The organism is Actinoplanes awajinensis subsp. mycoplanecinus (assembly GCF_001509495.1).
Lineage (GTDB): Bacteria > Actinomycetota > Actinomycetes > Mycobacteriales > Micromonosporaceae > Actinoplanes > Actinoplanes palleronii.
Map to the genome: position 1 here is coordinate 25,398 of NZ_LLZH01000097.1, position 19,863 is coordinate 45,260.

Here is a 19,863-nt window from a genome sequence, read left to right on the forward strand (position 1 = left end):
CTGTGCGCATGACCGTACGTGCGCCTCTCGTGCCGGGTAAGCAGTCGCGTGAGCGATCGGTCCCGGCCGCCATCGTCCGCCCGGAGTACGTCGGCAAGAAGCGCCCGAAGGAGTGGCGCGGCTCCCACGTGCAGACCCCCGAGACGATCGAGAAGATGCGGATCGCCGGCCGGATCGCCGCGCAGGCCACCCAGCTGGCCGGTGAGCACTGCAAGCCGGGTGTGACCACCGACGAGATCGACCGGGTGGTGCACGAGTTCATCCTGGACCACGGGGCGTACCCGTCGACCCTGGGCTACAAGGGCTTCCCGAAGTCCTGCTGCACCTCGCTGAACGAGGTGATCTGCCACGGCATCCCGGACACCACGGTGATCGAGGACGGCGACATCATCAACGTCGACGTCACGGCCTATCTGAACGGGGTGCACGGCGACACCGACGCCACGTTCTGCGTCGGCGACGTCAGCGAGGAGGCCCGGCTGCTGGTCGAGCGGACCCACGAGGCGATGATGCGCGGCATCCGCGCGGTCGCGCCGGGCCGGCCGATCAACGCGATCGGGCGGGTGATCGAGGCGTACGCCCGCCGGTTCGGCTACGGAGTGGTGCGCGACTTCACCGGCCACGGCATCGGCGAGACGTTCCACTCCGGGCTCTACATCCCGCACTACGACAACCCGCGTCTGGAAACCGTGATGGAGCCGGGCATGACGTTCACCATCGAGCCGATGATCACCCTCGGCACGTATGAGTACGACGTCTGGAAGGACAACTGGACGGTCGTCACCAAGGACCGCAAGTGGACCGCCCAGTTCGAGCACACCCTGGTGGTGACCGAGGAGGGGTCCGAGATCCTGACCCTGCCGTGACCGCGGTCGCCGAGCACCACCACGCCGACGTCTCCGGCGGCTGGCTGCGCGCGGCCACGTTCGGCGCGATGGACGGCCTGGTCACCAACATCGCGCTGATCGCCGGCGTGGGCGGCGCCAGCACCGACCGGCACCTGCTGGTGCTGACCGGGGTGGCCGGCCTGGTCGCCGGCGCGATCTCGATGGGCATCGGCGAGTGGACCAGCGTCCGCACCCAGAACGAGCAGATCGCCGCGGAGCTCGACAAGGAACTCCACGAGCTGCGGGTCAACCCGGAGGGCGAGGCGGACGAGCTGGTCGAGGTGTGGACCGCCCGTGGCCTGCCGCCCGAGCTGGCCCGTCAGGTCGCCGAGGTGCTCAAGGTCCACCCGGAGCAGGCGTTGCGGGTGCACGCCCAGGAGGAGCTGGGCGTGGTGCCGGACGAGCTGCCCAGCCCGTGGACCGCGGCGTCGTCGTCGTTCGTCTGCTTCGCGGTGGGCGCGGTGATCCCGCTGTTCACCCTGATCCTCGGCTACGACAACCTGTGGGTGGCGCTGTCGGCCGGCGGCCTGGGCCTGTTCACCGTGGGCGCGCTGATCTCCCGCCTCACCGCCCGCCCCTGGTGGCTGGGCGGCCTCCGGCAGCTGGTCCTCGGCGCCCTGGCCGCCGGCGCCACCTTCGCCATCGGCACCCTGATCGGCGTCAACACCTGATTCGGTACGGATACGGAGCGCCCGTCCGCAGGCTACGAGCCGAGTCCCGCCCGTGAGGCCGCCGCGAGACCGCGGCCGGTCCGGACCGAGGCGCGCCTAGCGGGGATTGGCTGGCTCTCAGGGGTGTCTCAACGCCGTTGAGACACCCCTGAGGACCAGCCGGGGAACCGGGAGGCGCGCTGCGGTCCGGGGGCGGGCGGGTCTGGCGCGAGACCGGCCCGGGGCGTGGCTCGTAGCCTGCGGCGGGCCGCTCCGTACTCGTACCAAAAAGGGTTGACCGGAAGCGGACAGCGGTCAGTCGAAGAGGGCGCCGAGCGTGCCGTCGATCGGGCGGCCGCGGGCGGCCAGCTCCTCGGCCTGGTAGCGGAGGATGGCGCCGAGCTCCTGCATGTCCGCGGCGGCGACGCCGGTGTGCTTCACCGCGTCCACGGCGTTGCGGAACCAGGTGCGGGTGAGGAATTCGGTGACCAGGGCGGCGTTGACCCGGGCCTGGGCGATCATCACGAGCGCGGCGTCGGTGTCGTGCCACTGGGCCAGGCGGATCGCTCGCTGGCGGGCGCCGTTCGCGATCGCCCAGTTGTGCCGGGCCAGCTGGGTGAACTCGGCCGGGCGGGCCTCGGCGAGCAGGTCCTGGTGTGCCTCGCGGTGCTCCTTGAAGCAGCCGGTCGGATCGTGCAGCGGATAGACGGTCATGTACCGGTCGGCGAGCAGCGGCCAGCGCGGGGTGAGCTGCCGGGCCTGTGCCAGCGCCTCGTCGGCGGTCAGCACCTCGAGCTCGATCGGGACGCCGTCGACCTTGCGCAGGCTCGACTTCGGGCCGGTGCGCGGGCGGAGGGTGAGCACGACCAGGTTGACGTCGCTGGTCTCCGAGTCGTCACCGTGCGCGAGCGAGCCGCGGATCCCGACGGCGTGCACGTCGGCCGGCCAGCGGGACCGGACGGCGTCCGAGAGCCGGACGGCGAGCGCGGCACGCGGCGAGGAGGCGTCGATCTCGTCGATCACCGTCCCATTCTCGGCCCTCAGGCGGTCGGGCGACCGGGAAAGATCAGGGTCAGCGGGGTGATCTTGGCGAGCTTCCGCCACTTGGTCGCGCGCACCGCGGCGTCGGTCAGCGCGGCCAGCGCCTCGGTCCGGTCGGCGTTCTCGGTCACCGGCAGCACCACCCGCCAGGCCTGACCCACCCCGTCCTCGATCTGGACGGCGAGTTTCAGCGCCGAGGCCCGGTCCTCGACCGGGAACGGCAGCTCGTAGCCGGCCGGGGTGGGCGCGGTGCTCGCCTGCAGGCGAGCGAGCCGGTCGACCAGGTCGCCGCGGCGGACCCGGTGCTCGTCCTCGGCGGCCCGGGCCTGGTTCTGCTCGGAGCCCTCGCGCAGGTGGACACCGATCAGCCCGTACGCCCAGATGGCCGCCTCCTCGGCGGCGAGCGCGCCGGCCAGTTGCTCTTTCACGTTCGAGAAACTAGCGCAGTCCGGGAAACTAGCGCAGTGCCTCCGCGTGCGAGGCGCGAGCGGCCGCTATCGATCCGACCAGCGCGGCCCGCTCGGCCGGAGCGCTGCGGCAGGCGGCGGCCGCGGTCTTCTGCGCGGCCTGCTCGGACTTGCGCAGCGCGGCCGCGGTGTCGGCGCCGGTGGTGGCGGCCGAGGGGACCGCGCCACCGGACGGCAGGGTGGTGCCGATCACCCGGGCCAGCTCCGCGGCGTGCGCCCGGTGCGCCTCGGCGAGGGGGGTGAGTTTCGCGGCCAGGGCGGGCTGGGCCAGCGCCACCCGGGTGTGTGCCGCGGCCAGCGCCAGCGCCTCGTCCAGCAGCGGCTGCAGCGCGTCCGGGGCCGGGGCGGGCTCCGGATCGTCGTCGAAGAGGCCGCAACCGCTCAGGGTGACCAGGCCGGCCAGGGCGCCGCTCGCACCCAGCACCCGGCGGCGGGTGTGTCCTGAATCGCTCATCCGCACCGAGCCAGTCAACACCATCACCTTGGAGGATGATGTCCGGGGCCGTTGACCTGCGGAACAGGTGATTCTCCAGCGGCGACGCCAGCTCCGGAGGGCCGGCACGTTACGCTCTGCGTCAGCCGCGGGGCCACGAACTGCCCGGCGGCATATAGTCGTGGCAGCGTAATAACTAGTGAGAGGTCGAGCCCGATGACGCAGCGTGGTCGCGCCGGGGCCCGGCCCGGTGGTCGCCAGGATGGCAGGCGAGGCCAGCAGGAGACCCGGAGCACTCCGGTCGCCCCGCGCATCGACCTGACCGCCGCCCGCGCCAAGTTGCGCGCGCTGGTCGAGCCGGTGGTCACCGCGGCGGGCTACGACCTGGAGGACCTGACCCTGACCCGGGCCGGCCGCCGGTTCGTGGTCCGGGTGCTGGTGGACACGGACGGCGGGGTCGGTCTGGACGACGTGGCGATCGTCTCACGGGAGATCTCCGCCGTGCTGGACGCCGCGGACGAATCCGGCGGCGAGCTGCTGGCCGGGGAATATCAGCTGGAGGTCGGCTCACCCGGTGTGGACCGGCCGCTGACCGAGCCGCGGCACTGGCGCCGGAACACCGGCCGCCTGGTCGCGGTGAACGGCCTGACCGGCCGGGTGCTGCGCACCGACGACACCGGCGTGACGCTGGACGTGGACGGCGCCGAGCGCGAGGTGGCCTGGGCCGACCTCGGCACGGGCAAGGTCCAGATCGAGTTCAAGCGCTTGGACGAAGCCGATTTCGGCGACGAAGACGACGACACCGACGAAGAAGCCGACGAAATAGAAGACGAAGGGGAGGGCGAGGAGTGAACATCGACCTCGCGGCGCTGCGCGCCCTGGAGCGCGAGCGGGAGATCCCGTTCGAGACGATCATCTCGGCTATCGAGACCGCGCTGCTCACCGCGTACCGCCACACCGACGGGCCGGAGAGTCACGCCCGGGTGGAGATCAACCGCAAGACCGGCGTCGCCTCGGTGCTGGCGCAGGAGCTGGACGCGGACGGCACGCTGGTCCGCGAGTGGGACGACACCCCGCACGACTTCGGCCGGATCGCCGCGATGACCGCCAAGCAGGTCATCCTGCAGCGGCTCCGCGAGGCGACCGACGAGCAGCACTTCGGTGAGTACGCGGGCCGCGACGGTGATCTGATCACCGGTGTGGTGCAGGCCGACGCCGCGCGTGCCGAGAAGGGCATCGTGATCGTCGACCTGGGCAAGGTCGAGGCGGTGCTGCCGCAGTCCGAGCAGGTCCCGGGCGAGTCGTACGAGCACGGTTCCCGGCTGCGCTGCATCGTGGTGCACGTGGCCAAGGGGTTCCGCGGTCCGCAGATCACCCTGTCCCGCTCGCACCCGGCGCTGGTGAAGAAGCTGTTCGCGCTCGAGGTGCCGGAGATCGCCGACGGGACCGTGGAGATCGCCGCGATCGCGCGTGAGTCAGGTCACCGTACGAAGATCGCGGTGAAGTCGACGGTCCAGGGCGTGAACGCCAAGGGCGCCTGCATCGGCCCGATGGGCCAGCGGGTCCGCGCGGTGATGAGCGAGCTGCACGGCGAGAAGATCGACATCATCGACTGGTCGGACGACCCGGCCCAGTTCGTCGGGAACGCGCTGTCACCGGCCAAGGCGCTGCGGGTCGACGTGGTCGATCTGGCCACCCGGACGGCCCGGGTGACCGTGCCTGATTTCCAGCTGTCGCTGGCGATCGGACGGGAAGGTCAGAACGCCCGGCTCGCCGCCCGGCTCACCGGTTGGCGCATCGACATCCGGCCGGACAACGAACCCGCTCCGAGCGCGGACCGTCATGCGGCCGAGGCGGGGAACTGACCGGATACGCGGTCGCCGCGATCGAGGGGTAGACTTCTCCTCGGTCGGACCGACGCGAACCTGCGTCGGCTGCCGCAACCGCGCACCGGCCGCTTCATTACTCCGGTTCGTCGCGGCAGGATCCGAGGGAGACCTCAGGCTTCTGCCAGATCCAAACCGCCGACTGCCGGGCCGGGGAGCACATGTGCATCCCGATCCGGCCTGCTTCGCGCAGGCGGAGCGCCGTCGCGCCTTCGGGCGTGCGTTGCGTCTCACCGGTGTTGCTGACGCCGGATTGCTTGCCGAGCACATCCGAACGGTCTCCGTGCCGTCCGGAACCACCGATGACGAGGCGTCAAAGCCCCGTCACGTCCCAGCAAGGTAGGACGACCCAGATGAGCACTCGATGAAGTCCCTGAAATGACCAGGCTTCTAGTGCACGAGTGAGGTCAGTGCGGGTACTGCTCGCACGACCTCGAGATGAGGAGTGCAGTGCCAGGCAAGGCCCGCGTTCACGAGCTCGCCAAAGAGCTCGGGGTCGACAGCAAGACCGTGCTCGCCACATTGAAAGACATGGGCGAGTTCGTTAAATCCGCATCGAGCACCGTCGAGGCCCCCGTGGCTCGCCGGCTCCGTGGCGCCCTCGAGGCCGGCGGCAACGCTCCGGCGGCTCCGGCCGCTGCGGCGTCCGACTCCGCCTCGTCCGGTGGCGTCGCCACTCCGTCCGGGGCTCCGCGTCCCGGCCCGTCCGGCGCCCGGCCCGGTCCGCCGCGCCGTCCCGGCCCGCCGCCCGCTCCGGGCACGTCTGCCGCTCCGACGTCCCCGGCCGCTCCGGCGCCCGGTCCGTTCGTGCGGCCGAAGCCGGCCATGCCCGGCCGTCCGGGCCCGACGCCCGGCCCGGTCGCCAAGCCGGCCAGCGCGCACGACATCGAGGTGGCGGCCGCCGAGGCGCGCGCCTCGGCGCTGAAGGCCGAGCAGGAGGCCTCCGTCAAGGCGGCCCAGGCCGCGTCGGCAGCCCGTACCCGGGATGCCGAGCGTCGCCCCAGCCCGCAGAACCCCACCGACGCCGGCCCGCGTGGCCCGCGTCCGGGCGGTCCTGGCGGCCCCGGTGGCATGGCTCCGCGTCCGGGTTCCCCGGCCGCCGGCCGCGCCGGTGGCAACCAGCCCGGCCAGGGTGGTCCCCGTCCGGGTCCGGCCGGTGGCGCTCCGCGTCCCCCGGCCCGTGGTCCGGGTAACAACCCGTTCGGTGTCTCCGGTGGTGCCGCGCAGCGGCCGTCGCCGTCTCAGATGCCGCGTCCCAACCAGCCCGGCATGCCGCCGCGCCCGAGCCCGGCCTCGATGCCGCCTCGGCCCAGCCCGGCGTCCATGCCCTCGCAGCGGCCCGCCGGTCCCGGTGGCGCCGGTCGCGGTGGTCCCGGTGGCGGCGCTGGCCGTCCCGGTGGTCCCGGTGCGGGTCGTGGCGGTCCCGGTGGCGGTGGCGGTGGCTTCCGTCCGGGTGGTCCCGGTGCCGGTGCCGGTGGCGGTTTCCGTCCCGGTGGCGGTGGCGGCGGCGGTTTCCGTCCCGGTGGTGGCGGCGGTGCCGGCGGTGGCGGTGGCTACCGTGGTGGCCCCGGCGGCGGTACCGGTGGTCCGGCCAGCTCGGGTGCTCCGGGTCGTCCCGGTGGCGCCGGTGGCCGTGGTCGCGGTGGCGGTGCGGCGGGTGCCTTCGGGCGTCCCGGTGGCCGGCCGACCCGTGGCCGGAAGTCGAAGAAGCAGCGTCGTCAAGAGTTTGACAACCTGTCTGCCCCGCAGATGAGCTCCGGCGCTCCGCGTGGTCAGGGCCAGGAGATCCGGCTCTCCCGCGGCGCGTCGCTCTCCGACTTCGCCGACAAGATCAACGCGAACCCGGGCTCGCTCGTCCAGGAGATGTTCAACCTGGGTGAGATGGTCACGGCGACGCAGTCGTGCTCCGACGACACCCTGGGCCTCCTCGCCGAGCACCTCGGCTTCGAGCTCCAGATCGTCAGCCCCGAGGACGAGGACCGTGAGCTCCTGTCGCGGTTCAACATCGACCTCGACGCCGAGGTGGCCGAGGACCGTCTGGTCATTCGTCCGCCGGTGGTGACCGTCATGGGTCACGTCGACCACGGTAAGACGAAGCTGCTCGACGCGATCCGCAAGACCAACGTGGTCGCCGGCGAAGCGGGTGGCATCACCCAGCACATCGGTGCCTACCAGGTCGTCGTCCCGCACCAGGGCGAAGAGCGCGCGATCACCTTCATCGACACCCCGGGTCACGAGGCGTTCACCGCCATGCGTGCTCGTGGTGCCCAGGTGACCGACATCGTGATCCTCGTGGTCGCGGCCGACGACGGCGTCATGCCGCAGACGGTCGAGGCGTTGAACCACGCCAAGGCGGCCGGTGTGCCGATCGTGGTCGCGGTCAACAAGGTCGACAAGCCGGACGCCAACCCGGACAAGGTCCGGCAGCAGCTGACGGACTACGGCCTGCTCGCCGAGGAGTACGGCGGCGACACGATGTTCGTGAACGTGGCCGCGAAGCCGGGTATCGGCATCGACGAGCTGCTCGAGGCGATCCTGCTGACCGCCGACGCGTCGCTGGAGCTCACCGCTCCGATCGACGGGCCGGCGCAGGGTGTCGCGGTCGAGGCGCACCTCGACAAGGGCCGCGGTGCGGTCGCGACCGTCCTGGTCCAGAAGGGCACGCTGCGGGCCGGCGACTCGATCGTGGCGGGTGGCGCGCACGGTCGCGTCCGCGCCATGCTCGACGAGAACGGCAACAACGTCGCCGAGGCCGGTCCGGCCCGTCCCGTGCTGGTCCTGGGTCTGACGTCGGTGCCCAGCGCCGGCGACACGTTCCTGGCGGCCGCGGACGACCGTACGGTCCGGCAGATCGCCGAGCAGCGGCAGGCTCGCCGTCGTGCGGCCTCGTTCGCCAACTCGGGTGCCAAGGCCACTCTCGAGACGCTCATGGCCCAGCTGAAGGAGGGCGAGAAGACCTCGCTCACGCTGGTCATCAAGGGCGACAGCTCGGGTTCGGTCGAGGCTCTCGAAGACGCGCTGTTCAAGATCGAGATCCCGGACGAGATTCAGCTCAAGGTCATCCACCGCGGTGTCGGTGCGATCACCGAGAGCGACGTCAACCTGGCGTCGGCCTCGTCCGAGCAGACCGCGACGATCATCGGCTTCAACGTCCGGGCCTCCAGCAAGGTCAAGGAAATGGCCGACCGCGCCAGCGTGGAGATCCGCTACTACAGCGTGATCTACCAGGCCATCGAGGAGATCGAGGCGGCGCTCAAGGGCCTGCTCAAGCCGGAGTACGAGGAGGTCGAGCTGGGCACCGCGGAGATCCGCGAGGTCTTCCGCTCGTCCAAGATCGGCCTCATCGCCGGCTGTATCGTCCGGTCGGGCCTGCTCCGTCGCAACACCAAGGCGCGCATCCTCCGGGAAGGCACCGTGGTGGCGGACAACGTCACGATCAGCTCGCTCAAGCGGTTCAAGGACGACGCGACCGAGGTCCGCGAGGGCTTCGAGTGTGGTCTGACGCTGCAGGGCTTCGGCACGCCGCAGATCGGCGACGTGATCGAGACCTGGGAGATGCGGGAGAAGCCGCGGGCGTAAGGCCCCGCTGAGTTTCTGGTGGCCCCGGCGCTTCGGCGTCGGGGCCGCTTCTTTTCCGGTACGCCGTGAGCGTCACCCCCGAGCCCCGGATTTGGGGCGGCGCGGCCGGGGCTGGGAGGATGTGCGGCATGTCCCGCTACGCCATGTTGCTCGCTCCGTCCGCCAACCGTGTCTACGCCGACCAGGCGTCCCGCATGTCCCAGGCGGAGCTGGCCGCGTTCGCGCCGGTGCTCTCCAGCGAGCTGGACGAGATCGGGCTGGCCGTGATCGGCGGGGTGGAGTACGTGACGTTCACCGCCGCCCTGAGCGCGCGGGACGTCGCCTACCTGAGCAACCTGTCGTCGGCCTACGCCCTGTTCGAGCTGCTCGACGGCGACCTGCTGCGCCCGGTCACGATGACCGCGCTGGCGCAGTACGACAGCGACCTGATCACCATCCCGAAGTACGCCGGGAAGACCAACGAGCAGTTCACCAAGCTCGTGCTGAACCTGACCCTGCTCGCCTCGGCCTCGGCGGAGAAGATGCTCGACGGTCACCTCACCGTGCTCGACCCGCTCTGCGGCCGCGGCACCACGCTCAACCAGGCGCTGATGTACGGCTACGACGCGGTGGGCGTGGAGATCGACGGTAAGGACGTCGAGGCGTACAAGCTGTTCCTGCAGACGTGGCTGAAGCGCAAGCGGCTCAAGCACACCGCCGAGCTGGTGCCGATGCGCCGCCAGGGTCGCCGGGCCGCCCGCCGGCTGGAGGTCACCATGGCCGCCAGCAAGGACGACCACAAGGCCGGCGCGGTGCAGAAGCTGACGGTGCTGGAGGCCGACACCACCCAGCTGGACGGGCTGATCCGCGGCAACTTCGCGGACGTGCTGGTGACCGACCTGCCGTACGGGGTGGCGCACGGCTCCTACGACGACAACGGCGGGATCTCCCGGCGCCCGCTGGACCTGCTGGAGCGGGCCGTGCCGGAGTGGCTGCCGCTGCTGCGCCCGGGCGGCGCGATCGGGCTGTCCTGGAACACCAAGGTCGCCCGGCGGGAGCTCGCCGAGGACATCCTGCTGGCGGCCGGTCTGGAACTCGTCGAGCACGCGCCGCTGGCGCACCGGGTCGACCAGGGCATCGAGCGCGACGTGGTGGTGGCCCGGAAAACGAGCTGACCAGCGGCGGGCCGGGGCGTAGCCTGTCTCGCTGATGTATACCGAGACTGCAGTCTTCGACCTGCTCCTGCCCGGCGACTCCCGGTCCTTGAAGCAGAAACGTTCGTACCTCCGCCCGATCATCGCGATGCTGAAGAAGTTCGAGGTGAGCGTCGCCGAGGTCGGTTTCCACGACTTGCACGGCCGGGCGCAGGTCGGGGTGGCCATCGTCGCGCCCGATCCCGCGCAGGCGCGCGCGGTGATCGACACCTGCGAGAACCAGATGGCCGGTCGCCCGGAAATCGAATTGCTCTCGGTCAGGCGTCGCCTCTACGGCGACGACGACTGAGTACGCCCGTCATGGGCAAAACCAGGTAGTGGCCAGGCAATGTCGCCTGGGTACGCTTCACCAGTTGGGCGGGGTCATGAAACCCGCGGGTTACACAGTCGGAGGTGGGCGAGATGTCGGATCCGGCCAAGACGCGTCGGCACGCGGAGCGTATCCGTGAGCTGGTGGCTTCGCTGGTGCGGGAGATCAAGGATCCCCGCCTCGGCATGGTGACGATCACGGACGCCCGGATCACCGGTGACCTCCGTGAGGCGACCGTTTTCTATACCGTCCTGGGTGACGTGGTCGAGCAGGCCGGCACCGCGGCGGCGCTGGAGAGCGCCAAGGGGATGCTGCGCACCCGGGTCGGTCACGCGCTCAAGCTGCGGCACTCACCGAGCCTGGCGTTCAAGCTCGACAACGTGCTCGACAACGTCAAGGAGATCGACGATCTCCTGGCCGCGGCGAAGCACCGCGACGAGGAGATCGAGCGGCTCGCGGCCGGCAAGGAGTACGCCGGCGAGCCGGACCCGTACAAGAGCGACGAGGACGAGGACGAGGTCGACGACGACGAGGATGAGTCCGAGCGGGTCGGTGCCCGCAAGGAAATCGGGTGACCGAGTCGTCCAGCGGGCCTGCCGCCGAGCAGTGGGACGCCGCCGTCGCGGCGGTCCGCGCGCTCGGCGGTGACGCCGAGATCCAGCTGATCTGCCACGTGAGCCCGGACGGGGACGCGCTCGGCAGCATGCTCGGTTTCGGGCTGGGGCTGCGACGGCTCGGGTATTCGCGGGTCCGGGCGACGTTCCCGGGCGACTTCCGGGTGCCCGATCCGTACGCCGAAATGCCGGGCCTCGAGCTGCTGGTGCCGGAAGCGGACAGCTTTCCGGAGCCCGCCCTGGTCCTGGTCTTCGACGTGGCCAGTGAGTCACGGCTCGGTGGCCTCGCGGCCCTGGTCGAGGCCGCGCCGGTCAGCGTGGTCGTCGACCACCACGCGTCGAACACCGGGTTCGGCACGATCCGGCTGGTGGACCCGCACGCCGCGGCCACCTCGGTGCTCGCCGAGCAGCTGATCACCCGGCTCGGGGTGCCGCTGGACGCGGAGATCGCCGAGTGCTTCTACGTCGCGCTGGCGACCGACACCGGCTCGTTCAAGTTCGACATGACCACGGTGGCGGTGCACGAGCTGGCCGCCCGGCTGATCGCCACCGGGCTGCGGCCCGGTGACATCTCCCGGCGGATCTTCGACACCAAGCCGTTCGGCGCGATGAAACTCGCCGGCGAGGTGCTCGGCCGGGCGGTGCTGGATCCGGCCGCGGCCGGCGGGCTCGGTCTGGTCTGGACATATGCCACGCTGGCCGACCTGGCCCGGCACGCGCAGCCGCCCTACGTGCTGGACACCCTGATCGACCCGGTCCGCTCGGTCGCCGAGGCGGACGTGACGGTGCTGGTCAAGGAGATCGCCGACGGGCAGTGGGCGGTGTCGCTGCGCAGCAAGGGTGCTGTCGACGTGAGCCGCCTGGCCATCTCGCAGGGTGGCGGGGGTCACCGCCTGGCCGCCGGCTTCACCGGTCACGGTGCTGCGGGTGACGTGGTGGACACGGTGCGTCGGCTTCTTGACGATTATCTGACCTGACGCTGTTTCAACAGCTCATAGGGGGTCGCCCGAAGGGGTGGCCCCCTTCTTTTCTTCCCGGATCCCGGGATCCCACCCTGCGCGGGGCTGACTGAACGTTAGTTTGAGTGCTGAACGGTGATTTGGTTTCGTGCGGCTGACACCTCCGCCACCGCGAGACCGCGAGCCCACCCGGGTCCACCGCCCCGGGCGCGTCACCTCCGCCAGGCGTCCGGCGATCCCGGACCGGCCTCTCGTGACGCTCTGCTCGACCGCTCCCGGGCGCCCGCTGCGCGGTGCGCCCCACCCAAACTTTGGAAGGAACCACTCTCATGGCCGCCAAGCCGAAGCCGCAGCCCACCGACGACGCCGCCCGTGAGCAGGCGCGTCGCGCGCTGCAGACCTCACTGGACACGCGTCAGTAGGCTGTAAGGCCTCAACTGGGCTTGTAACCCTTACCGCTGGGCGGGCATCATGGGACACCATGAGCCTGTCCGTCCAGTCCTCCGCCAGCACCAGGCAGATCGCCAAGCTCGCCCTGCCGGCGCTCGTGGTGCTCGCCGCCGAACCGCTCTACGTCCTGGTGGACACCGCGGTGGTCGGCCACCTCGGCCCGGTCCCGCTGGCCGCGGTCGCCGTCGGTGGCACGGTGATGTCGGTCGCCGTCTGGTTCGGGACGCTGATGGCGTACGGGACGACCGGACGCGCCGCCCGCCGCTTCGGCGCGGGTGACCGCCCGGCCGCCGTCGCCGAGGGTGTCCAGGCGTCCTGGCTGGCGCTCGGCCTCGGCCTGCTGCTCGTCGTGCTCGGCACGGTCTTCGCCGGCCCGGTCGCGCACGCGCTGGCCGGTAACCCGGAGACCGCCGACGCCGCGGCCGGCTGGCTGCGGATCGCCGTCCTCGGCGCGCCCGGGCTGATGCTCGCGGCGGCCGGCAACGGCTGGATGCGCGGCGTGCAGAACACCCGCCGCCCGCTGATCATCGTGCTCGGCGCGAACGTCTTCTCCGCGGTCCTCTGCCCGGTGCTGGTCTACCCGGCCGGGCTGGGCCTGACCGGCTCGGCGATCGCGAACGTGACCGCGCAGTCGGTCGGTGGCGCGCTCTTCCTGTGGTCGCTGATCCGCGAGACCCGGCAGCTGCGCCCGGTGCCGTCGGTGATCGTCCAGCAGGTGGTGCTCGGCCGCGACCTGCTGATCCGGGGCGCCGCGTTCCAGGCCTGCTTCCTCTCCGCGACCGCAGTCGCGTCCCGCTTCGGCGTCGCCGCGGTCGGCGCGCACCAGATCGCGCTGCAGCTGTGGTTCTTCGCCGCGCTGGTGCTGGACGCGGTGGCGATCGCCGCGCAGTCGCTGGTCGGCGCGGCGCTCGGGGCCGGCGACGTGGACCAAGCCAAGGACGTCGCCCGCCGGGTGACGCTCGCCGGCGGTGCGGCCGCGGTGGTCTTCGCGGCGCTGGTGGCGGCCGGCGCCTCGGTGATCCCGGGCTGGTTCACCGGTGACCCGTCGGTGCGCGAGCAGACCGCGGTGATCTGGCCGTGGTTCGTCGGGCTGCTGCCGTTCGCCGGGGTGGTCTACGCGCTGGACGGGGTGCTGATCGGCGCCGGCGACATCGCCTACCTGCGGACCACCACGATCCTCGGCGCGCTGTGCGGCTTCCTGCCGATGATCTGGCTGGCGTATGCCCTGGACCTCGGCCTGGGTGGGGTCTGGGCCGGCCTGGCGCTGTTCGTCATGGTCCGCCTGGTCGCGACGGTCACCCGCTGGCGCTCCCCGCGATGGTTGGTGGTCGGCGCCACCCGCTGAGCGCGGGCCGCTTGCGGTCCCGGCTGGTGCTCAGGGGTGCCTCACAAGCCGTGAGGCACCCCTGAGCACCAGCCGGGAGACCTGCGGCCGCGAGGCAGCGGTGGGGGCCGGCGGGGTGGGCCATAGGGTGGGCGGGTGAACGTGGATGGACTGATCGTGGTGGACAAGCCGGCCGGGATGACGTCGCACGACGTGGTCTCGCGGATCCGGCGGCTGGCCAAGACCCGCCGGGTGGGGCACGGCGGGACGCTGGACCCGATGGCGACCGGAGTGCTGATCATCGGGGTGAACCGGGCCACCCGGCTGCTGACCTATGTGATCGGGTCGGAGAAGAGCTACGCCGGGACGATCCGGCTGGGCCAGTCGACGGTCACCGACGACGCCGAGGGTGACGTCACCACGACCGCGTCCACGGCCGGGGTGACCGACGAGGCGATCCGGGCCGGGCTGGCCGTCCAGGTCGGCGAGATCGACCAGGTGCCGAGTGCGGTCAGCGCCATCAAGATCAACGGGCAGCGGGCGTACAAGCGGGTGCGCGACGGCGAGACCGTGGAGATCCCGGCCCGGCGGATCACCGTGCACCGGCTCGAGGTGCTGGACATCCGCCGCCCGGACGGCGCCGACGTGATCGACATCGACGTGGACGTGACCTGTTCGTCCGGCACCTACATCCGGGCCATCGCCCGGGATCTGGGGACTTCGCTCCAGGTGGGCGGTCATCTCACGGCTCTGCGGCGTACGGCGGTGGGCGGGCTGACCCTGGACGCCGCGCTCACCCTGGAACAGCTCGAGGAACGGGCGCCCGACGTGATCGGGCTGCCGATCTCGGACGCCGCCCGGCGCGCGTTCCCGGAGCGGGTGGCCACCGAGGAGGAGACCCGGGTGCTGCGGCACGGCGGGCCGCTGGCGACGGTGGGCATCGACGGTCCGTACGCGGTCTTCTCCCCGGAGGGCGAGGTCCTGGCGATCGTCAGCGAGCGGGACGGCCGGGCCCGCGCCGAGATCGTCCTGCTCCCGGCCTGACCCGCCTGCTCCGGCCCGGCTGGTCATGGGGGCCCTTATGGAGGGTCGATAAGGGCGCTGAGAGCCAGCCGGGGCGGTGGGGCGCGGCTGGGGCGGTGGTGGCGCGGACGTGGCGCGGCCTCACGGGCGGGACCCGGCTCGTAGCCTGCGGACGAGCGCTCCGTACGCGTACCAAAAGGGGGGTTAAGGGCGCAGGTGGCGGGCGACCGTGGCGACCAGGTCGGCGGCGGCGTAGGGCTTGTCGAGGAAGTCGTCGCAGCCGGCGTCCAGGGCGGCCTTCTGGTCCTGCGGCAGGACGCTGGCGGTCACCGCGACCACCACCGGTTTCGGGCGGTCCGGGGGCGGGTCGCCGGCCTTGAGCTCGCGGGCCAGGGTCAGGCCGTTGCCGTCGGGCAAGTTCAGGTCCAGCAGGATCAGGTCCACCTCGGTGTCGTCCAGCCGGTCGCGGGCCTCCCTCAGGGTGGTGGCGTCGACCAGCTCGGCGTTGCGGACCGCGTCCACACCGGCGCGGGACAGCACCGCCTTGACCAGCATGCGGTTCAGTTCCTCGTCCTCGACGAGGAGGATGCGGCGCCGGTCGGTCACGGGTTCTCCTTCGGAACTGCGGTCCCGGACGTCGCCGGGGTGAGGAGGGCGGACTCGGGCGGGTGTGCGGTGCCGGAGAAGCGGCCGGGCAGGCCCGGCACCGCGCCGCGCAACGGGAGGGCGAGCGGGATGCTGCCGGCCGCCGGGTGCGCGCCGCTGGTGGTGCGCCGGGCCGCCGGATGCGCCGGGTGGTGCGGGAGGCCCGGGTGGTACGCCGCCGGGTGCCGGCCGAGCAGCGGCGCCAGGCTGTCCCAGCCCGCGCCGCCGGCCATCGCCTCGGCGACCACGCCACCGGCCATCGCGGTCGCGATCAGCGGTGCGGTGTCACCGGGCTCGCGCTCGGACAGGGCCGCCGCGCTGAGGCCGAGCACCGGGGTGTGCCGCCCGGACGGGTCCTGCTCGATCGCGGCGAGCAGGCTGAAGCCGTCCACCGACGGGGACTGCATGTCGCAGACGATCAGGTCGAAGCTCTCCGCGCGGCTGCGGGCCAGCCCGTCCCGGCCGTCGGCGCAGGCCACCACGTCGGCGCCGCCGGCCCGCAGGCCGTCCTCGATCGCCTGGCGGACCGCGTCGTCGTGGTCGATCACCAGCACCCGCGGCGCCGGCCGGGTGGCGATCGCGTTGGCCAGCGCGGTGAGCAGGGCCGGCTGGTCGACCGGCTTGACGAAGTAGTCGTGCGCGCCGAGGGCCAGCCCGGCCGCGGCCTCGTCCAGGATGCTGACGAAGAAGACCGGTACGGCGGCCAGCCCGGCGTCCGTCTTCAGCCGCCGGATCACCTCCCAGCCGGAGATGCCGGGCAGCTCCACGTCGAGCACGATGGCGTCCGGCCGGTGTGCCCGGGCCACCGCCAGCCCGCTCTCCCCGGTGCCGGCCACCTCGACGCGGTACCCGGCGTTGTTCAGCTGGGTCTGCATCAGCTCGGCGGAGTGCGGGTCGTCCTCGATCAGCAGCACGTACGGCGAGTTCGTGGCGCCCGCGGCGGTCGGCTGGGTCACCGGTGCCTCAGGTAGTCGTACGGTGAAACAACTGCCCTGGCCCGGAGCGGACCGCAAGGTGATCTCGCCGCGCTGGGCCTGCACCATCCGGCGGGTCAGCGCCAGGCCCAGCCCGGTGCCGGCCTGCCGCCGATCGGGGTCGCCGACCTGCTGGAACTCCTCGAAGACACGCTCCGTGTCGTCGGCCGCGATGCCCACGCCGGTGTCGGTCACGGTGATCGTCACCTGGTCGTCCGCGGCACCGGTGGCGATCGTGACGGTGCCCTCGGCCGGGGTGAACTTGATCGCGTTGGAGAGCAGGTTCTCCACCACCTGCCGCAGGCGGAGCCGGTCGGCCAGCGCGGTGACCGGGGTCAGCTCGGTCCGTACGGTCAGTTTCTTCTCCGCGAACAGCGGCGCGAGCGTGGTGAGCAGCTCCTCGATCGCGGTGTCCACCCGGACCGGCGCGACCCGCAGGTCCATCCGGCCGGCCTCCACCTTCGCCAGGTCCAGGATGTCGTTGATCAGGCCGAGCAGGTGCCGCCCGCTGCTGTGGATGTGGTCGACCCAGTCGGCCGGCACCCGGCGGCGGTCGCCCTCCGGCTCCTCCAGGCGCATCAGGTCGCTGAACCCGATGATCGCGTTGAGCGGGGTGCGCAGCTCGTGGCTCATGTTCGCCAGGAAGTTGCTCTTCGCCTCGTTCGCCCGGGTCAGCGCCTCGACCGAGTTGCTGAGCTCGGACCCCAGCCGGCGCTCGCGGACCGTCACGGCCTGGCGTTCGGCGAGGATGCCGGCCTGGCCGCCGAGCTCGGCCAGCAGGCCCAGGTCGTCGTCGCTGAACAGGTTGCGGTACCGGTTGAGCAACAGCACCCAGCCGGTCACGTCCGGCGGGACCGGCATCGGCAGCACGGTGACGAAATCGGCGCGCAGCCCGGCGCCGAAGTGCCGGACCAGCGCCGGGTCACCCTCGCGCAGCCGCAGCGGGCGGCCGGGGCGGACCAGCGCGGCCAGGTCGGCCTGGATCGGCTCGTCCGGCACGTCGAGCGGCGGCCCGGCGTACCCGATCTGCTCCAGCGAGCCGTCCGGCAGCGTGTGGTGGGGCAGCAGCACGGCGACCGCGTCCGCGCCGGTCTGCTCCAGCATGATCTCCGCGTACGTCTGCCAGACCTGCTCGGGGGAGTCGGCCGGCCCGTGCAGCAGCCGCCGGGTGATCGACTGGGCGGCGCTGGCCGAGGAGAGCCGGCGCAGCCAGTCCGGCGGCACGAACGCGAGCAGGTAGCCGAGGCCGCTGGCCAGGGCGAGGAACCGGCTGACCGCCCGGGCCGGCGAGTCGCCGTCCGGGGCCGCGCCGATCAGCATCACCATCACGCCGAACACCAGGGTGGCGCCGGCCGCGGTCATCAGCCGGACCCGGTTCGTGCCGGTACGCATACGTGCCTTGCCGAACAGCAGGGCGGCCGCGCTGATCTCGGCGGCCAGGAAGTAGACCACCGCCACGCCGATCAGCCCGGGCGGCAGCGGCCGGGGGAGCACCGCCAGCGGGACCGCCAGGGCCACGTAGCCTGCCAGCGTGGCGCCGATCAGCGCCCGGGACACGTGCCGCAGCCGACCGGCCAGGCGCATGGTGAGGTAGGGCTGGGCCATCAGCGGTATCGCGGTGAGCGCGCCGGTCCAGGCCGGCCGGCTGCCGATGGTCTGCCACAGCACGTCCGCGCCGAAGGCCAGCGTGCACGGGCCGAAGACCAGGGTGACGTCACCCTGCAGCGGGTCGCGGCGGCGTAGGTATCCGAGCAGCGCGCGCAGGAAGAGCACCGCGAAGGTGATCTCCGCGGCGAGCAGCACTAGGCCGGTCCACTCGACGCTCATATCGGTGTCAATCGTACCTATCCGGGCGCGCCCGAGGGGGGATACGCCGTCTCTGGGCGATCGATACGCTAGGGCTGACAACTGGGTGGAGGAGCTTTCGATGCAGCGGTGGCGGGGGTTAGAGGCGGTCCCCGGTGGCTGGGGCCGGTCGGTCGTGACCATCGGCGTCTTCGACGGCGTGCACCGCGGTCACCAGGCGATCATCGGGCACGCGGTGAAACGGGCCCGGGACCTGGGCCTGCAGTCGGTGGTGCTGACGTTCGACCCGCACCCGGCCGAGGTGGTCCGCCCGGGTTCGCACCCGGCGGTGCTGACCGAGCCGGTGCGCAAGGCCGAGCTGATCGAGCAGCTCGGGGTGGACGCGCTGTGCGTGGTGCCGTTCACTGCGGCGTTCTCGCAGCTCGACCCGAACGAGTTCGTGCACGACGTGCTCGTCGAGTCGCTGCACGCGGCCGACGTGGTGATCGGTGACAACTTCCGGTTCGGGCACAAGGCCGCGGGTGACGCGGCGCTGCTGGAGAGCCTGGGCACGACGTTCGGGTTCACCGTCGAGGATGCTCCGCTGGTCTCGGCGGACGGGGTGGTGTTCTCCTCGACGTACATCCGCAGCTGTGTGGACGCCGGGGACGTGCGGGCCGCGGCGGTGGCGCTCGGCCGGCCGCACCAGGTGGCCGGTGTGGTGGTCCGCGGCGATCAGCGCGGCCGCGAACTCGGTTTCCCGACCGCCAATCTGATGACGCATCGCTATGCCGCGGTGCCGGCCGACGGCGTTTATGCGGCCTGGCTCACGCGCAGCGGTGAGAATGCCGGCCGGTGGGCGGCGAGCGTGTCGATCGGCACCAATCCCACCTTCTCCGGGCGGGAACGGCGGGTGGAGGCCTACGCTCTCGACTTCGAGGGTGACCTCTATGGCGAGCGGGTCAGCCTGGACTTCGTGGCGCACCTTCGAGAACAGCGCACATACGATTCCATCGATCCGCTTATCGCGCAGATCCGGGCTGACGTGGAAGAGACCCGCGTGTTGCTCCGATAACCCCCTGGTAGGGTTTAACCGTCGTATGGATTATTCGACACCGGTCCTGCTGTGCTTCAACCGGCATGACGCTGCACCAAGCATGGCCTGCCCGACGCCGCGGGTCGCAGGATCGTTGATTCGGCAACACAGAAGTTCGGAGATCATGGCGCTCGACCAAGAGACCAAAACCAAGATCATGGGTGAGTACGCGACCAAGGAAGGCGACACTGGTTCGCCCGAGGTTCAGGTCGCGATGCTGACCAAGCGGATCGCCGACCTGACCGAGCACCTGAAGCTGCACAAGCACGACCACCACAGCCGTCGTGGTCTGCTGCTGCTCGTCGGTCAGCGCCGCCGCCTGCTGAACTACGTTCAGAAGAAGGACATCGCCCGCTACCGGACGCTCATCGAGCGCCTCGGCCTGCGTCGATAGTTTCACCCCGGGAGCGGCTTCGGCCGCTCCCGGCGCACCACCCCACGGACCCGCGCGGCTCTCACACCGGCAGCACCGGTCTCCGGTAGTGGTTCCCAGGCAGACATACCTGGGTACTTCGATCGAAGACCGGCCTTCTGAACCGCGCTGTAG

The 19,863-nt window shown here is 71.6% G+C and carries 19 protein-coding genes; 14 read left to right on the forward strand and 5 right to left on the reverse strand.

Annotation, left to right across the window (positions count from 1 at the left end):
• Nucleotides 1–8 precede the first annotated feature (8 nt).
• The gene (gene map / locus ADL15_RS13375; protein ID WP_067689205.1) at nt 9–866 is read left to right on the forward strand and encodes a type I methionyl aminopeptidase; all 858 of its coding nucleotides are present in this window, start codon (nt 9–11) and stop codon (nt 864–866) included.
• Nucleotides 863–1,558: a VIT1/CCC1 transporter family protein gene (locus ADL15_RS13380; protein WP_067689208.1), complete on the forward strand. Its 696-nt coding sequence runs from the start codon at nt 863–865 to the stop codon at nt 1,556–1,558. The genes map and ADL15_RS13380 overlap by 4 nt, the downstream gene beginning before the upstream one ends.
• A gap of 294 nt (nt 1,559–1,852) precedes the next feature.
• Here ADL15_RS13380 and ADL15_RS13385 read toward each other — a convergent pair whose 3' ends face one another.
• Genes ADL15_RS13385 through ADL15_RS13395 form a run of 3 tightly spaced genes read right to left on the reverse strand, consistent with a single transcriptional unit; the run spans nt 1,853 to nt 3,499 of the window.
• A complete protein-coding gene (locus tag ADL15_RS13385) occupies nt 1,853–2,560 on the reverse strand; it encodes a nucleotidyltransferase domain-containing protein (RefSeq protein WP_067689211.1) in 708 nt (235 codons plus the stop codon).
• A gap of 17 nt (nt 2,561–2,577) precedes the next feature.
• Nucleotides 2,578–3,006, reverse strand: a complete 429-nt coding sequence (locus ADL15_RS13390) for a ferritin-like domain-containing protein (RefSeq protein WP_067689214.1) — start codon at nt 3,004–3,006, stop codon at nt 2,578–2,580.
• Nucleotides 3,007–3,034: 28 nt separating this feature from the next.
• Nucleotides 3,035–3,499 (reverse strand): hypothetical protein, encoded by a 465-nt coding sequence (locus tag ADL15_RS13395; RefSeq protein ID WP_232344072.1) that lies wholly within the window; start codon nt 3,497–3,499, stop codon nt 3,035–3,037.
• A 195-nt stretch (nt 3,500–3,694) separates the two neighbouring features.
• Here ADL15_RS13395 and rimP point away from each other — a divergent pair, with 195 nt between their 5' ends.
• From rimP to truB, 10 genes are all read left to right on the forward strand, one after another.
• Nucleotides 3,695–4,330 (forward strand): ribosome maturation factor RimP, encoded by a 636-nt coding sequence (rimP, locus tag ADL15_RS13400; RefSeq protein WP_067689216.1) that lies wholly within the window; start codon nt 3,695–3,697, stop codon nt 4,328–4,330.
• A complete protein-coding gene (nusA, locus tag ADL15_RS13405) occupies nt 4,327–5,343 on the forward strand; it encodes a transcription termination factor NusA (RefSeq protein WP_067689219.1) in 1,017 nt (338 codons plus the stop codon). The genes rimP and nusA overlap by 4 nt, the downstream gene beginning before the upstream one ends.
• Nucleotides 5,321–5,707, forward strand: coding sequence for a YlxR family protein (locus ADL15_RS51380; protein ID WP_083971207.1), 387 nt, complete (start codon nt 5,321–5,323; stop codon nt 5,705–5,707). The genes nusA and ADL15_RS51380 overlap by 23 nt, the downstream gene beginning before the upstream one ends.
• Before the next feature lie 107 nt (nt 5,708–5,814).
• Nucleotides 5,815–8,943: a translation initiation factor IF-2 gene (infB, locus tag ADL15_RS51385; protein WP_083971208.1), complete on the forward strand. Its 3,129-nt coding sequence runs from the start codon at nt 5,815–5,817 to the stop codon at nt 8,941–8,943.
• Nucleotides 8,944–9,071: 128 nt separating this feature from the next.
• The gene (locus ADL15_RS13425; protein ID WP_067689228.1) at nt 9,072–10,097 is read left to right on the forward strand and encodes a TRM11 family SAM-dependent methyltransferase; all 1,026 of its coding nucleotides are present in this window, start codon (nt 9,072–9,074) and stop codon (nt 10,095–10,097) included.
• Nucleotides 10,098–10,131: 34 nt separating this feature from the next.
• Entirely contained in the window at nt 10,132–10,425 is a 294-nt protein-coding gene (locus ADL15_RS13430) for a DUF503 domain-containing protein (protein ID WP_067689231.1), read from the forward strand.
• A gap of 113 nt (nt 10,426–10,538) precedes the next feature.
• A complete protein-coding gene (gene rbfA / locus ADL15_RS13435; RefSeq protein WP_067689758.1) occupies nt 10,539–11,021 on the forward strand; it encodes a 30S ribosome-binding factor RbfA in 483 nt (160 codons plus the stop codon).
• Nucleotides 11,018–12,037 carry a DHH family phosphoesterase gene (locus tag ADL15_RS13440; protein ID WP_067689234.1) on the forward strand — a complete coding sequence of 340 codons (1,020 nt, stop codon included), beginning with the start codon at nt 11,018–11,020 and terminating at the stop codon, nt 12,035–12,037. The genes rbfA and ADL15_RS13440 overlap by 4 nt, the downstream gene beginning before the upstream one ends.
• Before the next feature lie 463 nt (nt 12,038–12,500).
• The gene (locus tag ADL15_RS13445; RefSeq protein WP_067689237.1) at nt 12,501–13,814 is read left to right on the forward strand and encodes an MATE family efflux transporter; all 1,314 of its coding nucleotides are present in this window, start codon (nt 12,501–12,503) and stop codon (nt 13,812–13,814) included.
• A 135-nt stretch (nt 13,815–13,949) separates the two neighbouring features.
• Nucleotides 13,950–14,837 carry a tRNA pseudouridine(55) synthase TruB gene (gene truB, locus ADL15_RS13450; RefSeq protein WP_067689240.1) on the forward strand — a complete coding sequence of 296 codons (888 nt, stop codon included), beginning with the start codon at nt 13,950–13,952 and terminating at the stop codon, nt 14,835–14,837.
• Between the two features lie 183 nt (nt 14,838–15,020).
• Here truB and ADL15_RS13455 read toward each other — a convergent pair whose 3' ends face one another.
• The gene (locus ADL15_RS13455) at nt 15,021–15,422 is read right to left on the reverse strand and encodes a response regulator (RefSeq protein WP_232344073.1); all 402 of its coding nucleotides are present in this window, start codon (nt 15,420–15,422) and stop codon (nt 15,021–15,023) included.
• Complete coding sequence (locus ADL15_RS13460) at nt 15,419–18,262, reverse strand: response regulator (RefSeq protein WP_083971210.1); 2,844 nt, start codon at nt 18,260–18,262, stop codon at nt 15,419–15,421. The genes ADL15_RS13455 and ADL15_RS13460 overlap by 4 nt, the downstream gene beginning before the upstream one ends.
• Before the next feature lie 100 nt (nt 18,263–18,362).
• Between ADL15_RS13460 and ADL15_RS13465 the strand changes: the two genes are divergently transcribed.
• Nucleotides 18,363–19,295 carry a bifunctional riboflavin kinase/FAD synthetase gene (locus tag ADL15_RS13465; RefSeq protein WP_067689764.1) on the forward strand — a complete coding sequence of 311 codons (933 nt, stop codon included), beginning with the start codon at nt 18,363–18,365 and terminating at the stop codon, nt 19,293–19,295.
• Between the two features lie 145 nt (nt 19,296–19,440).
• Nucleotides 19,441–19,710 (forward strand): 30S ribosomal protein S15, encoded by a 270-nt coding sequence (gene rpsO, locus ADL15_RS13470; protein ID WP_067689242.1) that lies wholly within the window; start codon nt 19,441–19,443, stop codon nt 19,708–19,710.
• Nucleotides 19,711–19,863: the final 153 nt, after the last annotated feature.

Coding starts and splice junctions, on each gene's coding strand:
- ADL15_RS13425 (WP_067689228.1), top strand. CDS start 9,072: ATGTCCCGCTACGCCATGTTGCTCGCTCCGTCCGCCAACCGTGTCTAC.
- ADL15_RS13395 (WP_232344072.1), bottom strand. CDS start 3,499: ATGAGCGATTCAGGACACACCCGCCGCCGGGTGCTGGGTGCGAGCGGC.
- ADL15_RS13445 (WP_067689237.1), top strand. CDS start 12,501: ATGAGCCTGTCCGTCCAGTCCTCCGCCAGCACCAGGCAGATCGCCAAG.
- rbfA (WP_067689758.1), top strand. CDS start 10,539: ATGTCGGATCCGGCCAAGACGCGTCGGCACGCGGAGCGTATCCGTGAG.
- map (WP_067689205.1), top strand. CDS start 9: ATGACCGTACGTGCGCCTCTCGTGCCGGGTAAGCAGTCGCGTGAGCGA.
- ADL15_RS13460 (WP_083971210.1), bottom strand. CDS start 18,262: ATGAGCGTCGAGTGGACCGGCCTAGTGCTGCTCGCCGCGGAGATCACC.
- ADL15_RS51380 (WP_083971207.1), top strand. CDS start 5,321: ATGCGGCCGAGGCGGGGAACTGACCGGATACGCGGTCGCCGCGATCGA.
- ADL15_RS13465 (WP_067689764.1), top strand. CDS start 18,363: ATGCAGCGGTGGCGGGGGTTAGAGGCGGTCCCCGGTGGCTGGGGCCGG.
- rimP (WP_067689216.1), top strand. CDS start 3,695: ATGACGCAGCGTGGTCGCGCCGGGGCCCGGCCCGGTGGTCGCCAGGAT.
- rpsO (WP_067689242.1), top strand. CDS start 19,441: ATGGCGCTCGACCAAGAGACCAAAACCAAGATCATGGGTGAGTACGCG.
- ADL15_RS13430 (WP_067689231.1), top strand. CDS start 10,132: ATGTATACCGAGACTGCAGTCTTCGACCTGCTCCTGCCCGGCGACTCC.